The 22,599-nt window shown below is 47.0% G+C and carries 19 protein-coding genes, 1 pseudogene and 1 riboswitch; of the genes and pseudogenes, 2 read left to right on the forward strand and 18 right to left on the reverse strand.

Annotation, left to right across the window (positions count from 1 at the left end; genetic code table 11):
- Positions 1 to 13 precede the first annotated feature (13 nt).
- From H1230_RS23635 to H1230_RS23645, 3 genes are all read right to left on the reverse strand, one after another.
- Complete coding sequence (locus H1230_RS23635) at positions 14 to 1,468, reverse strand: sensor histidine kinase (protein WP_239712303.1); 1,455 nt, start codon at positions 1,466 to 1,468, stop codon at positions 14 to 16.
- 1 nt (position 1,469) lies between these two features.
- Positions 1,470 to 2,159 carry a response regulator transcription factor gene (locus tag H1230_RS23640; protein WP_239712304.1) on the reverse strand — a complete coding sequence of 230 codons (690 nt, stop codon included), beginning with the start codon at positions 2,157 to 2,159 and terminating at the stop codon, positions 1,470 to 1,472.
- Positions 2,160 to 2,379: 220 nt separating this feature from the next.
- Positions 2,380 to 4,053, reverse strand: coding sequence for a S1C family serine protease (locus tag H1230_RS23645; RefSeq protein WP_239712305.1), 1,674 nt, complete (start codon positions 4,051 to 4,053; stop codon positions 2,380 to 2,382).
- A gap of 116 nt (positions 4,054 to 4,169) precedes the next feature.
- On the opposite strand from H1230_RS23645, the gene H1230_RS23650 reads away from it, so the two are divergent.
- Positions 4,170 to 4,427 (forward strand): hypothetical protein, encoded by a 258-nt coding sequence (locus H1230_RS23650; protein WP_239712306.1) that lies wholly within the window; start codon positions 4,170 to 4,172, stop codon positions 4,425 to 4,427.
- A 252-nt stretch (positions 4,428 to 4,679) separates the two neighbouring features.
- Here H1230_RS23650 and H1230_RS23655 read toward each other — a convergent pair whose 3' ends face one another.
- From H1230_RS23655 to metA, 12 genes and pseudogenes are all read right to left on the reverse strand, one after another.
- The gene (locus H1230_RS23655; protein WP_154121369.1) at positions 4,680 to 5,333 is read right to left on the reverse strand and encodes a response regulator; all 654 of its coding nucleotides are present in this window, start codon (positions 5,331 to 5,333) and stop codon (positions 4,680 to 4,682) included.
- Positions 5,334 to 5,479: 146 nt separating this feature from the next.
- Entirely contained in the window at positions 5,480 to 6,541 is a 1,062-nt protein-coding gene (locus H1230_RS23660) for a HAMP domain-containing sensor histidine kinase (protein WP_239712307.1), read from the reverse strand.
- Between the two features lies 1 nt (position 6,542).
- A complete protein-coding gene (gene liaF, locus H1230_RS23665) occupies positions 6,543 to 7,625 on the reverse strand; it encodes a cell wall-active antibiotics response protein LiaF (RefSeq protein ID WP_239712308.1) in 1,083 nt (360 codons plus the stop codon).
- Between the two features lie 258 nt (positions 7,626 to 7,883).
- A complete protein-coding gene (locus H1230_RS23670) occupies positions 7,884 to 8,030 on the reverse strand; it encodes a hypothetical protein (protein ID WP_239712309.1) in 147 nt (48 codons plus the stop codon).
- A gap of 171 nt (positions 8,031 to 8,201) precedes the next feature.
- Positions 8,202 to 8,657 (reverse strand): annotated as a pseudogene (locus H1230_RS23675) (3D domain-containing protein); the annotation flags it as partial.
- 519 nt (positions 8,658 to 9,176) lie between these two features.
- A complete protein-coding gene (gene thrS, locus H1230_RS23680; protein ID WP_239712310.1) occupies positions 9,177 to 11,117 on the reverse strand; it encodes a threonine--tRNA ligase in 1,941 nt (646 codons plus the stop codon).
- A gap of 445 nt (positions 11,118 to 11,562) precedes the next feature.
- Complete coding sequence (locus tag H1230_RS23685; RefSeq protein WP_239712311.1) at positions 11,563 to 11,733, reverse strand: type II toxin-antitoxin system antitoxin; 171 nt, start codon at positions 11,731 to 11,733, stop codon at positions 11,563 to 11,565.
- Between the two features lie 12 nt (positions 11,734 to 11,745).
- On the reverse strand, positions 11,746 to 12,588 hold the full coding sequence (locus H1230_RS23690; RefSeq protein ID WP_239712312.1) for an SPFH domain-containing protein: 843 nt from the start codon (positions 12,586 to 12,588) through the stop codon (positions 11,746 to 11,748).
- Between the two features lie 452 nt (positions 12,589 to 13,040).
- Positions 13,041 to 14,177 carry a cyclic dehypoxanthinyl futalosine synthase gene (gene mqnC, locus H1230_RS23695; protein WP_239712313.1) on the reverse strand — a complete coding sequence of 379 codons (1,137 nt, stop codon included), beginning with the start codon at positions 14,175 to 14,177 and terminating at the stop codon, positions 13,041 to 13,043.
- Between the two features lie 114 nt (positions 14,178 to 14,291).
- Positions 14,292 to 15,464, reverse strand: coding sequence for a trans-sulfuration enzyme family protein (locus H1230_RS23700; RefSeq protein WP_239712314.1), 1,173 nt, complete (start codon positions 15,462 to 15,464; stop codon positions 14,292 to 14,294).
- A complete protein-coding gene (locus H1230_RS23705) occupies positions 15,461 to 16,657 on the reverse strand; it encodes an aminotransferase class I/II-fold pyridoxal phosphate-dependent enzyme (RefSeq protein WP_239712315.1) in 1,197 nt (398 codons plus the stop codon). The genes H1230_RS23700 and H1230_RS23705 overlap by 4 nt, the downstream gene beginning before the upstream one ends.
- A gap of 22 nt (positions 16,658 to 16,679) precedes the next feature.
- Positions 16,680 to 17,597 carry a homoserine O-acetyltransferase MetA gene (gene metA / locus H1230_RS23710; protein ID WP_239712316.1) on the reverse strand — a complete coding sequence of 306 codons (918 nt, stop codon included), beginning with the start codon at positions 17,595 to 17,597 and terminating at the stop codon, positions 16,680 to 16,682.
- A gap of 118 nt (positions 17,598 to 17,715) precedes the next feature.
- A riboswitch (SAM riboswitch) is annotated at positions 17,716 to 17,849 on the reverse strand.
- 399 nt (positions 17,850 to 18,248) lie between these two features.
- Between metA and corA the strand changes: the two genes are divergently transcribed.
- Positions 18,249 to 19,184, forward strand: a complete 936-nt coding sequence (gene corA / locus H1230_RS23715) for a magnesium/cobalt transporter CorA (RefSeq protein ID WP_239712317.1) — start codon at positions 18,249 to 18,251, stop codon at positions 19,182 to 19,184.
- Positions 19,185 to 19,354: 170 nt separating this feature from the next.
- Here corA and H1230_RS23720 read toward each other — a convergent pair whose 3' ends face one another.
- The 3 genes from H1230_RS23720 to H1230_RS23730 all read right to left on the reverse strand — a co-directional run bounded on the left by H1230_RS23720 (position 19,355) and on the right by H1230_RS23730 (position 22,549).
- Positions 19,355 to 20,290, reverse strand: coding sequence for a 1-phosphofructokinase family hexose kinase (locus H1230_RS23720; RefSeq protein WP_239712318.1), 936 nt, complete (start codon positions 20,288 to 20,290; stop codon positions 19,355 to 19,357).
- 149 nt (positions 20,291 to 20,439) lie between these two features.
- Positions 20,440 to 21,456 carry an HRDC domain-containing protein gene (locus H1230_RS23725; RefSeq protein WP_239712319.1) on the reverse strand — a complete coding sequence of 339 codons (1,017 nt, stop codon included), beginning with the start codon at positions 21,454 to 21,456 and terminating at the stop codon, positions 20,440 to 20,442.
- Positions 21,457 to 21,667: 211 nt separating this feature from the next.
- Positions 21,668 to 22,549 (reverse strand): ROK family protein, encoded by an 882-nt coding sequence (locus H1230_RS23730; RefSeq protein ID WP_239712320.1) that lies wholly within the window; start codon positions 22,547 to 22,549, stop codon positions 21,668 to 21,670.
- Positions 22,550 to 22,599 lie beyond the last annotated feature (50 nt).

Below are 22,599 nucleotides of genomic sequence, written 5' to 3' on the forward strand. Positions count from 1 at the left end.
GTCTAATTATACCCTATTCCAGCGGTGGAGCAAAGAGAAGCGGCAGCCAGATCACAAAAGTAGTCCCCTCACCCTGACGGGTAACTACCTCAACTGATCCGCCATGTTCATCGATGATCCATTTTGCGATCGACAGACCGAGACCAATCCCTTCCGTAATTCCACGAGATTCATCTGCACGGTAGAAACGATCAAAAATATGCGGCACCTCATCTTTATCCATCCCAATGCCCGTATCAACAATACGGATACCCACTTGACTCTGGTAGAACACCGTATCCAGTGAAACTTCGCCCGAAGGTGTGTATTTGAAGGCATTGTCAATGAAGATGAACAGCATTTGCTGCAAGTAATCTTTGTTGCCGACAATATATTTGCCATTCAAGGCTGACATATCTCCGGCAATCCACTCCGCTTGGCGGGGCAGGAATGAGGCTCTACGAGCCACCTCAGTCATCATCGGTTCCAGTGCTACCGGCTCTATGTCGAAGGTACGCCCAGTATCGGCACGGGCCAGAGAGAGCATATCTGCAACGAGACGACTCATTCTTTTGGCTTCATCAGCAATATCACTCACGGACTCAAGTGACATCTGCCGGATGGCAGCATCGTCCAGATCCGGATTTTCCCCCGGTTCCAGCGCCCATACTTTTTGCAGCAGATCAATATTGCCACGGATCGTGGTCAGAGGAGTACGCAGTTCATGTGACGCATCCGAAACGAAGCGACGCTGTGCGGCATAAGAATCCTCAAGCTCTTTATAAAAGCCCTCCATCCGCCCAAGCATACTGTTCACAGTTGCAATAAGACGTCCGATCTCATCTGGTGGTCCATCGTATTCAATACGAGAGCTAAGATCAGTTCCTGTCTGAATACCGTTAGCGGCATCAATAACCTTACCAATCGGACTCATTGCCTTACGGGCCAAGAAAAGACCGAAGGTAAAAGCCGCGATTAAGGTCGCGAAGGAACCGACAAGCAGAATGTTTTTTAATCTTTCCATAAGCTTGTCCTGCTCTCCCACATAGGCAGCAACCTGCAGAACGGCAGCAGGATTATTATTATAATTTTCCAAAGAAATAGGTCTTTCGTAGATTAGAAAATGGTTCCCATCGATAAAAACATTACGAAATCCCTGCGTAATTTTATCACGCTCTGGAAAGTCGAACTTAATTCCAATATTCGCCATATTAAGTGATTGTTTCAATAGGTTACTATCATAAATAAAAATCTGCATATACAGGTTGGAGTCCTCTGGCCGGCTGTACGCGTTCATATCCAGTTCACCGCTGATATTAATTGTGAAGCTAAAACCACGCTGCAATTGTTCTGCCTGGTTTTGTACACGATCCTTTAAATCTCCATAAGTATTAATGTATACAAAACCGTAAATTGCGGCTGATAAGGCCAGCAGCATAACGGCTAGAATTCCTGAATACCAAGCAGCCAGCCGCAACCTTATGGACATATTAATTGTCACCTCTTAGAATGTACCCGGCTCCCCGGATCGTCTGAATCAAGCGTTTGCCTCCATGCTCTTCCGTCTTCTGGCGCAGCATGGCGATATAAACTTCCAACACATTGGATTCACCGCTATAATCATAGCCCCAAATCTTATCCATAATCAGGTCACGGGACAATACCCGCTTCGGATTCTGCATAAACAAATGCAGCAACTCAAATTCCTTAGCCGTTAGCTCCAGCCGTTTGCCATTGCGGATCACTTCCCGTGAATCCACATCCAGCGTAATATCCTCGTAAGAGACAGCCTGTTCTCCGCCTCCACCCTGCTCGCTCTTGCGTCGAAGCAGTGCGCGCACACGTGCTAACAGTTCCTCCAATGCAAACGGCTTTACTAAATAGTCATCTGCACCCATATCAAGTCCCTTCACACGGTGTTCTATCTCATCTTTAGCCGTAAGCATGAGGACGGGTACACTACTGCCACCCTCCCGTAGACGTCTAACGACTTCAAAGCCGTCCACTTGCGGCATCATCACATCTAGAATAACTACATCGGGATCACTGGCCAGTACGGCACGCAATCCGTCAGCCCCATTTACTGCTGACTTTACATCGTATCCTTCAAAGGCCAGGCCACGGCGCAGCATGGAAATAATTTTCTCGTCATCATCAATAATTAAAATACTCGGTCGCATCAAGCAGCCCCCATTGTTCTCTTTTTATTTATATTGTATCAGTGAATGAATGGATTGGCATCCAATCAAGAAGAAACGGCTTTGCCGTCCTTTATATGGACGGCACCCGTTTCTTCGAGAAATATAAGGATAATTTAATGTGTGAAACATATAAATCCTTATCTTTGTAGCAAAAGCGGAAGGGTTCCCCCTCCCGCTCTTCAATTCACCGATTCAATATTTACTGCTGCTGAGTTTTGGTAGTATCAAAATCATTTTTGTTGCCGATTGTAACTTGTAGATCCAGTGTTTTGCCATCGCGCACTACATTCAATGTGGCTTTATCACCAACTTTTAACGTTTGAATGAAGGTAATCAGATCTTGACTCGTTGCATATTTCGTTCCATTAACGCCTGTAATAATATCGTATGGGCGTAAGTCTGCGGTATAGGCAGGCGATTTATAAATAATCTCGGCTACCACAGAACCTTCTTTAATCTCAGTTCCCATTTGCTTGGCAACTTCATCCGTAATTGTCATTAGTGAGGCTCCGATGAAAGGAACAGGTTCTTTCGGAATGGCTTGGTTCGCTTCCAGCTTGTCAACAACCTCTTTAATGGTATTGACCGCGATAGCGAAGCCTATTCCTTGAGAATCTGTACTTACAGCCACGTTCATTCCAATGACTTCACCGTTCATATTGAGCAAAGGTCCACCGGAATTACCAGGGTTAATAGAAGCATCGGTCTGCAGCAAATCTTTATAATTGCGTGTTCCACTGCCATCTTCTTCATTAATATCAATGCTGCGTCCTTTGGCGCTAAGTACACCGGCTGTAACCGTATGATCAAACCCTTGAGGATTACCAATAGCTACTACTTCCGAGCCAACCTTTAACGTGTCGGAATTACCCAGTGCCACTACAGGGAAGTTATTGTCCCCTTCAATCTTCAGGACGGCCAGATCGAGATCTTTGCTAGAGCCGAGAAGTTTAGCTTCATAAGGCTTGCTGTTGCCTTCCAGCGTAACTTGAATCACATCTGCTTTATCAATTACGTGCTGGTTAGTCAAAATATATCCGGCTTTATCATAGATGAAGCCTGTGCCAATTCCATAAGGAACAAGTTGTGTTGCTGATCCTGATCCTGATCCTGATCCTGATTCTGACTGAGAACCTGCATCCGGTTCAGATTGTTGAGAATCGCTTCCACCGAACTGATCCCCGAAGAAAAATTGTGAGAATGGATCTGTCGAATTCGGACTGGTTTGACTTCCACTGCGGGTGCTGGAGTTAACAAGCGTCTCAATCTTAACTACTGCTGGCCCTACTCCATCTACCACATTTGATACATCGCCTGTTCCATTCACCAACGATGTGGTAGTGGTTGAAGGTGTAACACTTGCACTCTCGTTAGGCGCTTTAGCTGATGCATTCGTTACTGCAACCGCTGTTGCTGAATTGTCCGTAAACCAATTGCCGCGGTCTGCCATAAACATAGAACTGGATAGAACGATCATCCCAGCCAGGAAAGAAATCAGCACTGTTTTCACCGAACTTTTAGGTTTGCCTTTGTATTGCCAGCCTCCCCCTCCGTCCGCTCCATTCCCACCATTTCCGTTACGTCCGCCGCCATTGTTATCATATCCTGTTGTGCGAAGTGAAGTACTATAGGGAAGTGGATTAACCGATTGCGGCGGTGTAATTTCCACGCGCTCTGGCTCCCGCCGATTGTAATGCTCCGTACCCTCTGTATTCAGTTCATCTTTATTCAAAGATTTAAAAGGTCCGTAAGAATAGTAGTATGATGATCCTGATTCGGTAGACTGGTTTTTGTTGCTTTCATTGTTGTTATCCCATTCCCGATCCGGTGCCGGCTCATTGTCACGATTAAACTCATTTTTGTTATCGTCCATGTTTTCTTTCCTCCCGCACCCTGTCTGTCTGACAAGGAGTATTTGTTTTCTTGTTCTTATTTTGTACTGTGAACCTTAAGGTCACATTAAAAACAATTTAAGCGGAGATAAAAGATTTGGGGGAACGGGTATCAGGGGAACGGGTATCAGGCTACACCGCTGTTGAAATCGTGTTCCTTGAATTTACCCTACGGGTGGAACACGATTTCAAAGGCGGCCGTAAACTTTCCGCTCTGATACCCCTTCCCTGTGCAGGGAAGCACAAAAAAGCCCGAGCGCTAAACACCTCGCGACGGGCTGAGACTACAAACAAAGATAAAGATAAAAGCAAAGGCAAAGGCAAAGATAAAGATAAAAATAAAGATAAAGAGTAAATATAAGAGTTAAGTGTACTTCGTGCAATTAAAAAAGCTTATGCAGCACATCGCAGTTAATTGTATTCTATGCAGGTAAATCTCCAGAATGAGCTAACAAACCGCATTTCGCTGGATTTTAGTTGCAGCGAATACAATTAAAATCCACCGGAAGTCTTTATGGCTCCTTTTAGCTGTATGGAGTGCAACTAACTTCCTTTCCGCACCCCAGTTGAGAGTGAGTGGAGCATAAACGTGGGTCTGTCAATAATTTTATCCCTGGGCCCAGCCCTTGCGGTGAGCGTAAATTGCCAGTTGGGTACGGTCATCCAGTTCGCATTTCATCAACAGGTTGCTGACATGCGTCTTCACTGTTTTGATACTAATATGCAGTTCCTCGCCAATATCCTTGTTGTTCTTGCCCTCGGCAATGAGCAGCAGGACTTCCTTCTCACGTTCCGTTAAGCCGGAGGAATCGCCCTGCACTGTACGCTGGCGGATACCGCGGGTCAGAGCCTGCGATACATCACCGGTCATCACGGGCATACCGCGATAGGCTCCCTGGAGCGCATAAATGAGTTCCTCTGCCGACACGGTTTTGAGCACATAGCTGATAGCTCCCGCTTCAATGGCATCCACTACCAGATCATCCTCGAGGAAGCTGGTTAAGATCACTATTTTGAGACCAGGGAATTCGGACATCACGGCCTTGGTGGTTTCTGCTCCGTTCATCACCGGCATCATTAGATCCATCAGCACGAGGTCTGGCAGAGCTTCCTGTCCGCCCGCACGCAGCATCTCCAGTGCCTCCAGTCCGTTTGCCGCCTCACCGGTAACCTCGAATTTGGGCTCCAGCATTAGATAAGTCTTGAGGCCCATTCTCACCATGTCATGATCATCAACAATTAGCACTTTAATGACACTCATGTCAGTCCTCCTAAAAGTTTTGTTAGCATCACTTCACTGCGTTACTTCGTACAAAACTCGCTTCGTAAGCCTACGCCTAGTTTTATGAAGCTTAGCTACTTGAATTTCCAACGCAATAAAACTCACTTCGTAAGCATATGCTTAAACTATACTTCTGTACCAAGCGTTCCGTTCTCCTCCGGCTCATGGCTCTCTTGCAAAAACTTAGGGATATGTACACGGATCGTTGTTCCCGCGCCTCTGCGGCTAATAATCTCTACTTGTCCGCCTAGCTTCTCGGCACGCTCACGCATCGTTGTAAGTCCATAGGAACCTTGCTTATGTTGCACATTTTCGAAACCTTGCCCGTCATCGCTAATGCTCATCACAACCTGTCTCGGCGTTTCACGAAGTGATAAACTGACAATCCGTGCTATAGCATGTTTTACAATATTGGCCATGGCCTCTTGGATAATCAGGAATAACTGATGCTCAATCGCCTCGGACAGCTCGCCCTGCAATTCAAGCTCCTTCATGCCTTTCAGACCGTTCTGGCGGCAATAGTCCGGGAACCATTTCTCCAGCGCTTCGAACAGTGTTCGACCTTCCAGCTCTACCGGACGCAGCTGCGCAATTAGTGCTCTCATCTGCTTTTGCGCCATTTGAGACATCGTAATTAACTGGTTCATGACGGTTTGACCTTGTTCAACATTACGTTCTAGCACTTTAGGCAGCGAAGAGGCGGACATGTGGATAGCAAAAAGCTGCTGGCTCACCGTATCATGTAGATCACGGGCCATCCGCCTCCGCTCCTCAAGTACCGCACTCTCCGCCGCCTGTTCCTTCTCGATAACCTCCTGCTCACCCAATCGCTGCAGCAGTTGCATTTTGTTCTCCACCGTATCCATCATACTGTTGAATTCGTGGTACACTCTTGCAAAAGATTGATCATCGCTTTCCGGCATCCGCACAGAAAGATTACCCTTCGCTACCTGCAGCATGTTCAGGTCGAGATGATCGACACGGCGCTGAATCCGTTGACCTGCCATATAACCGATAATCACTGAAAACAGCACAATCCCAATACATAGGTAAACCCACATCCGATAATCCACAACTTTAATATAGCCCAGGCAACTGCCCGCATACATCAGTCCAGCAGTCACACCACCGCTGAGGAGGAAATAGATAGACAACATCCATTTGGTATTGCTGAAGATTGTCCCCATCTTAACCCACCGTTTTAACTTTAATGTCACCAATAAAAGCACTTACGTTGATCCGGACTTTTTTGCCTGCTTCCTTATAGTAAGGTGTCTTGCATTGAACACTGCTCATAAACCCGCTACGCGATTGCTCTAGTACTTGCATATCACCAATAAAAGAGCTGCTGTTAACCGATATGCCCAAATCCATATCATTCGGGATGTAGACTTTGATATCGCCGATAAAAGCAGAAATATTAATCTTCGTCTCACCGTAAGCGATTTGCGCGTTGGTAAGATCCAGCACCGTGTCGCCAATGAACTGTGAGATATTTGTATTTTTTAGCTGAAAATGCTCTCGGCCCATATGAACATCTCCGATAAAAGCGGAACGGTGTGTCGTTTCCTTGCCTCCATCTGCCTCATTGAAATCTTCATGCCACTCGCCATGTCTGCGGGCATGCCGTTCATGCCGCTCCTGACGTCTGCGTTCATGACGGTCCTGCTTCTCCTGCCAGCGGGAGCTGGCATAAGATTTATAGGAATCCGGCTCCGACTCTTCTTCATCTTCATCCTTATGAAGATATTTATTCCAATCCCGCTCTCCGGAAGGCTTGCCGAACTTCTGCTCGAACTGTTCGTCCAATGTGGACTCCAGCGGCTTAGGGGGCTCAGCATCTAATGGCGCAGCGCTTTTTCCAGGAGGATAATAGCTTGGCGGAACGGGTGGAGCTGGCGGAACGGGTGGCGTAGTTCCACGTGGTTTAAAGATCACGTACAGTCCGCCGCCAATCAGCATCACCGGAATGAACATTTTGAAAAATTCACCAGCCGAAAGATCGAACCAGTCCAAATTGCGGCCGAGGAAAAAAACACCGATCGCCAGAAAGAAAAAACCACCGATTGTTGAAGAACCCTTGGAGTTGTTGTAATCACCAGTAGAGAGCAAGCGCTGCACACCCATTATGATCAATATGACCGGCCAGTAGTTGGAGGCCAGATAACCTATGCTGAAATCAGTGTAACCCAGCTGTCTGAGCAGGAACATTGCACCAAGACCGATCAGGATCAAACCACCAAGCACCTGGCTTGTGAACCGTCTTTTCATATCTCATTTCCCCTTTATGTTATTGGAAACGCTCTTCTGTAACCTTATGACCCTAGTCTACAGGAATGAAGCGGCTGAGAACAGCGGCGTGAGAAGGAATCTCTCCTCAGTCTCCAGACGGAGGGGTTGGGTTAATTTACTATTATACTTCTTATGTATGCGTGTATAAACAGCAAAAGGACTGTCCGTTTCAGCTTACTCAGCTGATTTACAGACAATCCTTTTTTTCAATAGTTACCTGTAATGGTGTTACAAGTGTTACTGCTGTGGTTTTTGGACCGGTTTAGCAACATTATTTCCACTCTGCTTAGCTGCGCCATCATTCTCAACAGCAAATTCAGCATTGTATTTTTGATTAGGTGTTTTATAGTTTTCTTGTACCTTTGATTTTTTAGTATTGGCCACGGAAATTCACCTCCCTTTTCTCTCGTGCCGCATACACTCCTGCTGACTCTGAGAACATCTTGAAAGAGGCTACTGCTTTGCCCCAGTCCGTATTATGGGATGAGGAAGCAACTATTATACATTCCTAAGTGAAAAAAAATTCAAGCTACTGAACTCCGTCTACCCTGCATTTCAAATAACTTCCTCCAACAGGGATTGCGGCACGGTGTTATAGGTTTCAATCGCCTGGCTGAGATTCTTCAGCATGACCTCTGTACACTTACCTTTCCCACGCTTAATGAGCTGAACGACAACGGTCTTCTTGCCCCATTCCTTGTAAACCTGTTTCGTGGTGGAAAAATATAAATCAATCTTCCGGCCTTTAATAGCCGATCCCGTATCTGCGACAACAGCGTAGCCATAGCCAGGTATATAAAGAACGCTGCCCAGTGGCAATATTTTCGGATCTGCGGCTATAGTCGAAACTGTATTTTTATCTCTGCGGACCTTGACCCCTGAGTATGTGATTCCGTATTGAGGATGCTTTGCCGTTTTCCCTGTGGATTCATAGCCGGCCGTGTAGCCAGTTGCGGTTACCTTCAGTGTTGTGATTATCTGCTCTGGTGCTGGCGCCGCTACAGGTACGGAAGCTGGTGCTGGTGTAGTCGTGGAGATTACAGACGGCTTCTTCGTTACTTGTGGTGATTTCGTCGTCACGGGCTTTGATTCTAATGTTCTTGAGCGGAATGCTTGCCCGGAAACGGATTGCTGAGACTTCTGTGACTTCTGTGACTGCTGAGACTGTAAAATAGCTTGGCCGTTCGCTAGTACCCTGCTCTGGGCAGAATTTTTAAATGATGCTGCAGCTGTTAATACCTGTTTATATTGCAAAGACTCCGATTGCGTTATGTTATTGCTCAGTTGCTTGGAAGTGTCTCCCGCTCCATTGGCCTCAGCTGCTTTATGTTCGGAATTCGGATATACACCGGCTACTGACAGCAGAAGTGCAAATGTTACGATAAGACACCAAAACCTCTGGCCTATGCCCATTTTGTTCATGTGATAAACCTCCCCCTACTAGCGAAGGTTTCCCATTCCACAAAATTTTATACATGAAGACTAGTAAAAGATCTTCATGGGCATAAGTCAGAGGCTGTTAAAAATAGTTTAAGAGATTACGCGATTGGCAATTTCCTGGACTAAGGATTCAATGACTTCATCCAGCGGTTTGGCTCCAAGATCACCTTCGCCGCGCTTGCGGATGGACACCGTTCCAGCATTTTGCTCGTTCTCACCGATTACGAACATGTAAGGCAGCTTCTCCAGCTGTGCTTCACGAATCTTGTAGCCAAGCTTCTCATTGCGCAGATCCGCTTCAGCAGAAATTCCGCGGCGGCGCAGCTTGTCAGTAACTTCATTCGCATAATCATCAAAAGCCGTAGAAACGGGAATAACCTTGACCTGCTGAGGAGACAACCAAAGCGGCAATGCACCGGCAAAATTCTCCAGCAAAAAGGCTACGAAACGTTCCATAGTTCCCAGAATTCCGCGATGCAGCACGACCGGACGATGTTTTTGACCGTCATCACCTACATATTCCAGTTCAAAGCGTTCTGGCAGCAGGAAGTCGATCTGAGCAGTAGACAAAGTTTCTTCCTTGCCCAATACAGTCTTGATCTGCACATCCAGCTTCGGTCCGTAAAAGGCTGCTTCGCCTTCTGCTTCGTAGAATGGCAAGCCGGCTTCCTCTACAACCTCACGCAGCATCCGTTGCGCAGTCTCCCACATCTCATCGTTCTGGAAGTATTTCTCGGTATCCTTAGGATCACGGTAGGATAAACGGAAGCGATAATCATGAATTCCAAAGTCACTGTAGACTTGCTTGATCAACTCGATTACACGAGTAAATTCACCCTTGATTTGATCCAGTCGACAGAAAATATGTGCATCGTTCAAAGTCATAGAGCGAACACGGTGCAGACCTGTCAGAGCTCCGGACATTTCGTAACGATGCTGAATGCCAAGCTCGGCAATCCGGATCGGCAGATCACGGTAGCTATGCATGGAGCTCTTATAAATCATCATATGATGAGGGCAGTTCATTGGACGAAGCACAAACTCCTCATTATCAATGGTCATTTTTGGAAACATATCCTCTTGGTAATGCTCCCAGTGCCCAGAAGTCTTATACAATTCTACATTCCCAAGCACCGGAGTATAGACATGCTGATATCCCAGGCTGGCTTCGAGGTCAACGATATAGCGTTCCAGAATACTGCGCACCTTGGCACCCTTTGGCAACCAAATCGGTAGTCCTTGACCCACTAGATTATTAAAAGTAAAGATTTCCAGCTCTTTGCCCAGCTTGCGGTGGTCACGTTTCTTCGCTTCCTCAAGCAGACGTAGATGCTCTTCCAGCTGTGCTTTTTTGAACCAGGCTGTGCCATATATCCGTTGCATCATCTTGTTCTTGCTGTCGCCGCGCCAGTAAGCACCCGCTACGCTCATCAACTTGAACACTTTGATCTTGGAAGTAGATGGCAGATGCGGACCACGACACAGGTCGAAGAACTCACCCTGTTCATAAATAGTGATCACGCTCTCCTCCGGCAGACCCTCGATTAGTTCCAGCTTATAGGGATCTCCCAGTTCGCCAAAAATGTCCAAAGCTTCCTTGCGGCTAACTTCTTTACGTACGATCGGCAGATTCTCGGAAACAATACGTTCCATTTCCTTCTCTATCTTTAACAGATCTTCCGGATTCAGTGGATGCTCCAGATCCATATCGTAGAAGAAGCCATCTTCAATCACCGGACCCACACCAAGCTTAACTTCTTTAGTTCCGAACAGCCGTCTAACCGCCTGGGCCATCAAATGAGCTGTACTGTGACGCATAACTTCCAGACCTTCCGGCGAATCCAAAATCACGATTTCTACCAGTGCGCCCTCTTCTAGTGGAGTTGATAAATCCACGACGATCCCGTTCAATTTACCTGCCGCCGCATTCTTGCGGAGCCCGCTGCTGATAGAAGCGGCTACATCATCGATACTGCTGCCGTCTGCGTATTCCCGGACTGAGCCGTCCGGAAGCTTAATACTAACTGTCATAATGTTTCACTCCTCTTAGTATGGTTAGCCTATGCAATCGGCCGCTTACTGCTTGCGGAACGGAAATATCCACGCATACAAAAAACACCCGTCCCGCAAAGGGACGAGTGATTGCACCCGTGGTTCCACCCAAATTCGACTCTCTCTGCTCCGCTAAACAAGCAGCCACCAGAGATAAATCCTTCTTAAGCATGGGAATAACGGCCATGAACCGGCGGTTCTTACTATCCCACTTAGGGATTTCATAACCGCAGCTACAAAGGGGTAAATCAAAAGCCGGCACCGGAGGAAATTACAGCCTGCGTTTCCTCTCTCTGAACGGTCCTGAACGATCGACTCATATCTTTGTCGAAGCTATTAACGTGAATTACGGTAATTATAAGTCTGCACTCTCTGCTTAGTCAAGTCGGAAGATCGCCCGAAATGTCGAAAGTATAGATATAAGCTAATCTTCCTGGCGTTTTCTTTCAGGCAAGCGGCCTGCGCGCTTCAAAGATTCACGCAGCAAGTACTCAATATGTCCGTTTACGCTGCGTAATTCATCTACTGCCCAACGCTCCAGCGCTTCGTGCAGATCGGGATCGATCCGCAGCGGAAAGCTTTTCTTGGCCGCCATGATACACCTCCTTTAGTACAACGATCCGGCGTTAATCACCGGACTCGCTCCGCGTTCCGACACTATGGCCACCATCAGATTGTTGATCATCGCTGCTTTACGTTCTTCGTCGAGCTCTACAATGCCATCTGACTTGAGCTTCTTGATGGCCATATCCACCATCCCAACAGCACCCTCCACGATAATCTGCCGTGCAGCCAGAATGGCAGATGCCTGTTGACGCTGCAGCATTGTGCTGGCGATTTCAGTCGCATAGGCTAGATGTGTCAGCCGTGCTTCAATAACTTCTACACCGGACAACGACAACCGTTCCTGCAACTCTCCTGCCAGTTCTTTAGCAATTTCATCGGCATTGGCCCGCAGAGACATGCCAGTTTCATTGAAGTTATCGTACGGATACTTACTAGCTACATGGCGCAGTGCGGTCTCACTCTGGATCTCTACAAAAGCCATATATTTATCTACATCGAACAATGCTTTGGCTGAATTAATGACTTTGAATACGATAACTGCGGCAATTTCAACCGGATTACCTTCAACATCGTTGACCTTCAGCATGGCGCTGTTAAAGTTACGTACTCTAAGTGAGACTGTCTTACGAACACTAAATGGAATAACTGCAAATAACCCGCTACTCACGATCGTCCCCACATATTGGCCAAAAAAAGTCACTACGACTGACTTATTTGGCTGCACAACAGTTATGCTGGTTAACAGCACTGCAGCTAATACGAATAGGATGACTGGCACCGTAATATACTCCTGAACAGCACCGTAAATCCCCCCCGCCAAACAGACAGCAATTAAAGCAATGACCCAGAAACCACTAACCGGATGCAGCGTTTTCTCCTTCATAAAATACTCCCCCAAGAAGATATAGTTTTGATATGATTATGATATCACTTATGGTTTAAATTGTAAATCAATAATTTAAACATTTCAAGTACTTATTCATGATTTTAAACCACAACTTCTTTCAGCCGAGAGGGCACAAGCCAGAACCGGACTAAAAATCCGCTATTTGCTCAAAATCAGGCCCTTTGCTAGTTTGGTGGACACCAGCGACGCTATTAACATAATTCCTTCCTAAAAGAACCTATTGTTGTTTCAATAGTGTCTCCTAAGTCCGCTCCCTGTTCCCTATCCACCCTCGAAAGTGAAATAGTGGCTCTATAGTCCACCAAGTTTGAACCGCAACTATTCATGTTCTGGTATCATAAAAAACGCTTGCCGATCCATAATCTCTATTTAAGAGATTGATGGTCAGCAAGCGTGTATTTAAATCTTTAAATTCCTATCCAGTTCGTTTAGTTCTGCATCACAAAATCATTATCGATCTTGGCATTGGCATCATCGAATACCCGCAGGATATCGTAGCGTGTATTGCGCTGCGCCGGGATTTTGCCAGCTTCACGGATCAACTGGGTGATGGATTCGATATTCACTTTATAAACGGCGCCGGCTGAAGAGACTACATTTTCTTCAATCATCGTGCTGCCGAAATCATTGCAGCCGTATTGAAGGGAAAGCTTGCCAACATCTGGGCCCATGGTTACCCATGAAGACTGGAAGTTCTTAATATTATCCAGCACCAACCGACTGATCGCAACGGTCTTCAAATACTCTTCAGGCGTCTGTCTGTCCAGTTTAAGGTTAGTGTTATCTGGCTGGAACGTCCACGAAATAAAGGCTAGAAACCCTTCGGAGTCATATTTATTGGCAATACACTCATCCTGCGCCTCGCGTACACGCAGTAGATGCAGCGCTCGTTCCTCCATGCTCTCACCTAAACCAATTACCATCGTTGCCGTCGTATTCATTCCTATTTTATGCGCCGTTTGCATTACATCCATCCACTCACGCCAAGTGCCTTTGAGACGACTAATCTTACGGCGGGTACGGTCATCAAGAATTTCCGCACCACCTCCCGGCAGAGAATCCAGACCGGCAGCATGAATCTCGCGCACTACCTCTTCAAGGCTTAATCCAGATACTTCCTTCATCTTCATAATTTCTGCAGGAGAGAAGGAATGCATGGTTATGTCCGGGAACCGCTGCTTAATTCCACGCAGTAAATCCGTATAATAACTAAATGGCAGATTCGGATTGGTGCCACCCTGCATCAGGATTTCCGTACCATCAACAGCAATCGTATCGGAGATTTTCTGGAATATGGTCTCATCCGGAAGCACATACCCCTCGGCCGAACCTGGTGCGCGGTAGAACGCACAGAAGCGACAATACACATCGCATACATTCGTATAATTAATATTGCGGCCGATTACAAACGTAGTCACTGGGTCCGGGTGCCAGCGCTCCATAATTGTATTCGCAGCTGCGCCCATCTTCTCAATTTCATTGCTCTCGAATAGTCTGACAGTGTCTTCCAATTGCAGACGTTCACCCTTCAGCGTCTTCTCCAGAATTAGGTCTATCGCACTCATCGTTTGCAGCCTCCCTCTAAGCCCATAACTGTATGGCAGATTGATTAAATTTGTACAACTTATGAACAAGTTCGTTCTCCATCGTATCACAATCTGAGCGGCTTGAAAAACAATTTACAACTTGACGCAAGCTCCTACTAAAGCCTGCTCCAGATCAGCAAGCAGATCCTCAATAGCTTCTAGACCTACTGAGAAGCGCAGCAGTCCGTCCGTAATTCCACGAGCAGCGCGGACCTCTGCACCCATAGCCGCATGGGACATCATTGCTGGATAAGAGAGAATACTCTCCACCGCTCCGAGACTTACAGCTACCAGAGGAATGGTGACCAGATTCAGTACAGCCTTGGCTCGTGCGCCAGATCCTACATCAAATGAGACGACAGCACCATAACCACTGGATTGTCGTTCATGAACCTCACGCCCGGGGTGATTCTCCAGTCCGGGATAATAAACAGCCTCGATATCACTGCGATTCTCCAACCATTTAGCCAGCGCTATCGCACTCTTCTCGCTATGCACCATCCGTGCTTCCAGAGTCTTCATACCGCGCATTAGCAGCCAGCTCTCCTGTGGAGCAAGGACCGTACCGAGTCCGTTTTGCAGCATTTTCATCTGAGCACTGAGTTCTGCTGTACGAGTTACAGCGAGACCGGCCAGCACATCGCTATGGCCACCGAGAAATTTCGTTGCACTGTGCAGCACGATATCCACACCTAGTTCTATTGGCCGCTGATAATAAGGAGTCATGAATGTATTGTCGAGAATCGTGAGTAAATCATGGCTCTGCGCCCACTCGCAAACGGCGGAGATATCCGTTATTCTCAGGGTTGGATTTGACGGAGTTTCCATATATACCGCTTTGGTATTGGATTGCAGTGCTGCCTTTACCAGCTCAATATTCGTCATATCTACAAAGGTGCTTTGAATATTAAAACGGTTCAGAATCATCGTTAGCAATCGGTATGTACCACCATATACGTCCTCCGTAACAATGACATGATCCCCGGAAGACAATAGCAAAAAGGTGCTGGAAATCGCTGCCATGCCTGACGCAAAGGCAAAACCACGATCTCCCCCCTCCAGAACAGCAATATAGTCCTCCAAAGCCTGGCGGGTAGGATTACCCGACCGGCTGTAATCATGAAGCGGAGGATTGTAGATGTCCTCATGATGGAACGTGGACGCCTGATAGATCGGCACGCTGGAAGCTCCAGTTGTTTTGTCGATTTCCGCACCGAAATGCAGCAATCTGGTGCCAAATTTCAGCTTGTCCTTGTTGTCACTCATCCTTGCTGACCTCCTTGAGTTATACCCTCCTCAAGCTCGATGCGGGCTGCTTCCAGTGCATTTCCAAGATCAGCGATCAAATCGCTGGCATGTTCAATGCCGACGGAGAAGCGCAGCAGGCGATCATCCACACCGACCGCATCGCGAATTTCCACAGGGATATCAGCATGAGTCTGCACGGCCGGATAGGTCATAAGCGATTCCACACCGCCAAGGCTCTCGGCGAAGGCAATCAGACGGATATGGCGAAGCAGCGGCTCAACGTATTTGGCATCTTTTACCTTAAAGGAGAAAATACCGGTGTTGCCCGAAGACTGGCGGTTCTGAATCTCATAGCCGGGATGATCCGGCAGGCCCGGATGGAATACTTCCGCTATTGCCTTGTGATGCAGCAGATAGTGAGCCAATGCCAGCGCATTGCTCTCATGCCGCTCCATCCGCAGCGCCAGTGTCTTCATGCCTCTCATTAGCTGATAGCTATCAGTAGGTCCCAGTACAGCACCAATGGAATTGTGCAGCATAGCCATTTCCGTTGATAATTCGCTCCCTTTCGTTACTATAAGCCCAGCCAACACATCGTTATGTCCGCCCAAATATTTAGTCGCACTATGGACAACAATGTCCGCACCCAGCTCTATAGGCCGTTGAAAGAAAGGAGTGAGCAGCGTATTATCCACAATCGTGAGCATATTATGCTGGCGGGCCCATGTACACACCGCCTGAATATCCGTAATCATCATCAGCGGATTCGTCGGTGTTTCGATAAATACGGCTTTAGTATTGGGACGACGAGTGGCTTCTAGTGCCTCCAGATCATTAGTGTCTACGTAGGAGGCAGTGATTCCGTATTTGGACAAAATCCGTTCCAGCATCCGATAGGTTCCACCATACAAATCAAGGGAAACAACCAGATGGTCGCCTTGTCCGAATAAAGAGAAGACTGTCGATAACGCAGCCATACCGGAGCTGCAAGCAAAGCCAACGTCGCCGGATTCCAGCTCAGCTGCGGCATTCTCCAGCACGGAGCGGGTGGGATTTTTGGTGCGAATATAGTCAAACCCTGTACTTTGTCCTAACCGCGGATGCCTAAAAGCCGTTGACTGATAAATGGGAAAATTAACAGCTCCTGTTGCCGGGTCTTCCTGCGAACCAATTTGAGCTAATCTGCTTTCAATCCTGAGTTTGTCGTCCATTCTGTAAGCCTCCTAAATAGTATTAAATAATCGGACCAATATCGTAAGGGGTCTCCTGATATACATAGTAATTGAGCCAATTAGAGAACAATAAGTTAGCATGCGCGCGCCATATGGCAGGTGGAGTACGAGTAGGATCATCCTTAGGATAGTAATGCTTCGGTAATGGCACTTCTAGTCCTTTGGAAATGTCCCGGTCATATTCCCACTTCAGGGAGAAGGGATCATACTCGGAGTGTCCAGTAGCAAAAATTTGCTTTCCATCGGCAGTTGCTACCAGATAAACACCCGCTTCCTCCGACTCGGCCAGAATCTGCAGGTTCGGATTTGCTTCAATATCTGCACGGGAGACATCGGTATGTCTTGAATGTGGCACATGAAACACTTCATCAAAGCCGCGAAGCAGCTTAAAGTTGTTATCACCCAAGGTATGTGGGAACACGCCAAAACACTTCTCGGGTAGGATCTCCTTGCGCACTCCGAAGTGATGGTATAATCCTGCCTGTGCTGCCCAACAGATATGCATGGTCGAAGTTACATTCTTCTTGCTCCACTCAAAAATTTTCTGCAGTTCTTCCCAATACGTAACATCCTCGAACTCCATCTGTTCCACGGGAGCGCCCGTAACGATGAGCCCATCCAAGCGGCGGTGGCTGATTTCGTCAAAGGTTTTATAAAAACTTTTCAGATGCTCCGCTGATGTATTCTTTGAGGTATGAGAACTGGGATGCAGCAGTATAACATCTACCTGAAGCGGTGAGTTCCCGATTAAGCGCAGCAACTGGGTTTCTGTGGTTTCCTTGGTGGGCATTAAATTCAATATGGCAATCCTTAATGGACGTATATCCTGATGATAAGCCAGGCTTTCATCCATCACAAAAATATTTTCTCCGGATAATATTTCTTTTGCCGGTAAGCTGTCAGGAATTTTGATCGGCATTGACTTTTCACTCCTTGGCTGAATTTTTGGTTGGTGCTAGGCGAATTGTGGATAAAATAATACAAAAAAGACCCTTCTCGGGACGAGAAAGGTCATATAGCTACAGTCATATGCGCCTCTCTCATCTGCCAGATAACCTCTGCTTAGGCGAAGAAAACGCCAGCAAAGCTTCCGCAAGAATTAGCACCGTGCGTTCACACGCCGGTTGCCGGGTTTCATCGGGCTAGTCCCTCCACCTGCTCTTGATAAGATTAAGCTGTATTCAATTAATTTCTTAAAATTCACTTTAAATCATGAACCTCCTTTTCGTCAAGTCCATACAATGCTTAAGGGTGCTGAAAATGACAAGAATTTTCCTTGAAAGAGGCATACCTCGGCGTTATACTAGACAAGTGTTTCATCCCCAAAATGACGAAAAGAAGAGGTGAGAAGAAGGATGGATGGCGACCCAGGTTCGCAGTTAAATGTACAGAATGAGCAACCAGACAGGATTATCATCAGCTTGCCCGCGGCGGGAGCATCTCTTCTTCATGCCCTCGAACCGTCATTTGGCCTTATGCATGCATAATGACCCCGGCCAAGCTGATTTTTTCTCTGTGCTGTAATTAGCATTTCCCTGAAGAAGATCAGGGATAGAAGGAGTGGAATCAGATGAAAATCCGGCTGGTAAATGCAGGGGTTTTTACGAATATTGATGATATTACACAGACTATTACGCCCCCTACAGAAGGATTCTATTGGATTGATGCAGATGAAGAGGATTTAATGTTGATTCAGCCCTTATTCAATCTGCATGATCTTGCTGTGGAGGATTGCCTTAGTGAAGAGGATCAACGTCCAAAGATTGAAATTTATGAAAGCCACTATTTCATTGTGGTGAACAGCATCCGTTTTGATGATGAAGAAATCTTCCTGCGCTCGCTCAACATCTTTCTCGGCAGACATTACATCATCACCGTGACCAAACAAAAAATTAATGAATTGCGCGTACTAAAGCCCATCCTATGGGAACAGGAGGTCAGCGAACCGGACCGGTTCATGTATCTGCTGATCGACCTTGTTGTTGATAATTATTTCACTGTTGGCGACCGAATTGAAGTCCGGATAGAGAAGCTTGAAGAAGATATTCTGATGCATACCAAGAAATCGCATCTCAGCGAAATTATCGGTCTGCGAAGCGAAATTCTGTGGCTGAAGAAGATGCTGGGTCCGCAGAAAGAGGTTATCAACACTCTGAACAAAAAAGACCTCCGCCTGATTGATGACCAGTTGCAAAAGTATTTCAGCGATATTTATGAGAATGCAGTTAAAATATCTGAAACCTTTGAGACCTACCGCGATCTCATGGGCAACTTGCGTGAAGCCTACCAATCCAGTATCGCCAATCGCGCCAATGAAATTATGAGAGTATTTACGGCGATTACAACCATATTCATGCCGCTGACTGTGATTACCGGAATCTATGGCATGAACTTTGAAAATATTCCCGAAATCCATACGAAATATGGTTACTACGGCGTTATTGGTGCCATGGTAACGCTAGGCTGTGGAATGCTTGTTGTCTTCCGCAAGAAAGAATGGCTATGAAGAAAAACGGACGAACAAGAAGAAACGGGTGCCGTCCTTTATATGGACGGCACCCGTTTCTTCGAGAAATATAAGGATAAATTATTGCGTGAAGCATATAAATTCTTATATTTTATGTAAGACGAAGGCCCCTGATACCCTAAGGTAAAGGAAGCCTTCGTCTTTTTGGTTTATCCTTTGCTGGCTTCTGTCATACTCTTGAATAATCTCTCGGTGTCTTCCCGCTTGCACAGTTCCCGCTCCGGATTCATGACTGCCGCAGCTCCGGCAGCGATTCCGAACTGCACCGCTTCGCGCAAAGGTCTGCCTAACTCCAAACTATAGACAACCCCACCCACCAAACTGTCACCCGCGCCGACTACGCTTACAACTGAAATATCAGGAGCCTTCAGGTGCTCGCAGCCTTCTTTAGAAATAAGCATGGCTCCTTCACCACCTAAAGACACGACAACCACTTCGGTCCGTCCTTCATGAATAAGCTTCAAGGCCGCCGACTTCAATTCCTCATCATTAGTTATGGCTTGGCCGCTCAGCTCTTCAAGTTCACGCGCATTAGGTTTCAATAAATATACACCTGCATCAGCAGCCAGCTGCAGCGCCTCCCCTGAAGTATCAACAATCACCCGGGCATTCCATTGCTTGGCAACAGCAACTACACGGGCATAGAAATCTGTTGGACAGCCCGTAGGCAGACTGCCGCTTGCCACGATATATGTAGGCGTAACAGTCAGTGCCTTTAATTGTTCAATACAACGTACCCAATCCCCCTCCAGAAAGAGCGGACCTGGCATATCAAACCTGAACTGCTGGCCGGTTGATTCCTCAAGCACGATCAGATTCTCCCGAGTCTGCCCATCAATCGGAATAGACTGATGATTTACACCCTCTTGTTCCAGCATATGATGAAGCAACTGCCCGTGTAAGCCCCCTGATGTATATAAGGCTAAGGAATCCCCGCCTAAGCGATGGATCGCCCGAGAGACATTAACCCCACCTCCGCCCGGCTTATAGGAAGCTTCACGGCAGCGTAATTTATGGTCCGGGACAACCTGTTTAATGCTTGTACTTGCGTCAACACTAGGATTAACAGTCAGAGTTACAATCATGTTTACCTCTCCTTTGTATGGCGGTCATTGGAACGATTATATAATCCAATACTCATTATATATATTACTGCAAAGTTCCAATTTCTCCTAAACCGTCTCAAGGTTAACCGCGACTTCAGGATAGGCAACATGCACTAGATAATTAACCCTTAAAAATTGGTGGCAAGACCTAATTTGGCTGTTTGCTCGCGCCGGAAACGGATGCGAATCAAACGCAGGCGCTCATAATACCCATCAAGTCCTTCAGCAGCAGTGAAATTCTCACCGTAAACCTTATGCAATACTGGTTTCAAGAATACATCTCCCAGCTCCCCATAAGCTTTCCAGACCGCATCCTGTTCGGATTGCGGCATTGCTTCTAGCTCAAACCGAATGAGCTTATCCACGGAATAACCATCTTTCTCCAGTTCCTCCACCGCTTCCAGCAATTCGCGACGGCCCACTTGGGTCTCCCCTTTAAGCTGTTCCAATCCCAATCCACTTTCGATCCCCTGCAGCAGAAGCCGATGCAGCCGCAGCCGCTCCAGCTGCTTCTTATATTTAATCTCCTTCTGCTTATAGAGCCAAGAGGAAAATAAGTCCTCATGGATCACTTCATGCACCCAATTCAGTGGAAAATTCCGTTCACGTGGTGCTGCGGATAGGATAGCCAGCCAATCCATTCCAAACTGTGTAGCTTTGGCTTCACCCACACCCGGAATTTGCAGCAGTTCCTCCGTTGTATGCGGAAGAAACGCGCTTAACAAACGCAGTAACCGATTGCTAGCGAGAATATAAGGTGCTTTGCGCTCACTGGAGGCTTTCCCCCGACGCCAGGCACACAGTTCCTCATAAACTGTTTCATTTCCATACTGTTCACTATAATATTGGAGCTTTAACTGCTCCTGATTACGATTCGTTAAGCTCTCTTCCTCATGAAATATACCCTCAATCAAGGGACGGTAGCCCTCTCCCATCTTCACGGCCAACTCATGCCTGTATACACAGAGCATTTCATTCCATGAACTGCCTTCATACCATATGCTGTCGGGACTATCCCCTTGTTCTGAGAATTCTCGCCAGCCCAGGTTCCATATACCCTCCTCCTCACCAATCCAAAGCTGGGCATACACCTCCTGATCTATCCCTGACATTCTGGACAAACGGTTCATAAATACAATCTGCATATTATTCCCTACCTTTCTCAACGTACAGTGAGCACATTAGCCAGCTTGGCTTGAAGACCCTTGCTTCGGGGATTTCAGTGCTGGGCAAGCCCCGAAACGCAAAAAAAGCACCTCTCTCACGATTAACGTGAAAGAGGTGCTTCCTCATAAAATGCTATACTGTTAAATCCTAGGATACCATATATTACCGAACAGTCAATCTCTTTTTGGACTACTCTCTATCGAGTGCCAGCTTGGCCAGACCTAGTGCTCCGGTAAGCCCTGCATTATCTCCAAGCTGTGGTGGAACAACATAGCTGTCAATATCTTTGTTCAGCGCTGGGTGCTGGACATAGCCTTGAAGCAGCTCCTGCAGCTTGGTGCGGATCAGTGGAAACAGTTGGCTTTGCTTCATAACGCCGCCACCCATGACGATCTTCTGCGGAGACAGAATTAATACATAATTCATTAACGCATGTGCAAGATAGTGCGCTTCCATCTCCCATGCCGGATGATCGATTGAAAGCTCGCCAGCGGGTACGCCCCAGCGTTTGCCGATAGCCGGACCTGCAGCAAGACCCTCCAAACAGTCGCCATGATAAGGGCAAAATCCTTCATATGTATCTTCCGGATGACGGCGTACAAGAATATGTCCCATCTCGGGATGGGACAGTCCATGGACAAGCTTGCCACCTACCACCGCACCTGCTCCGATGCCCGTTCCAACCGTGATATACAGACAGCTGTCCAAACCTTGAGCAGCCCCCCATTTATATTCTCCTAGTGCCGCTCCGTTCACATCTGTGTCAAATCCAATCGGAACATTGAAATGCTCCGCAACGGTCCCCACCAGATTATATTGACCCCAATGCGGCTTCGGAGTGGTAGTTATGTAACCATAAGTAGGACTGCCGAGAACCGGATCAATCGGTCCGAAGGCGCCTAGGCCAATTGCCTCAACATTTTTGGTGGAAAAATAGTCAAGTACCTGCCCCATCGTCTCTTCCGGGGTCGTCGTCGGAAAGCTGATCCGCTCGATAATCGTACCGTCTTCATTTCCAATACCACAGACAAACTTTGTTCCACCTGCTTCAATTGCTCCAAGAAGCTTCATATTGCGCCAATCCCTCCCAAATTCATGCTTTGTAGTGACAATTAAGCTGT

The sequence above is a fragment of the Paenibacillus sp. 19GGS1-52 genome (assembly GCF_022369515.1).
Lineage (GTDB): Bacteria > Bacillota > Bacilli > Paenibacillales > Paenibacillaceae > Paenibacillus_AQ.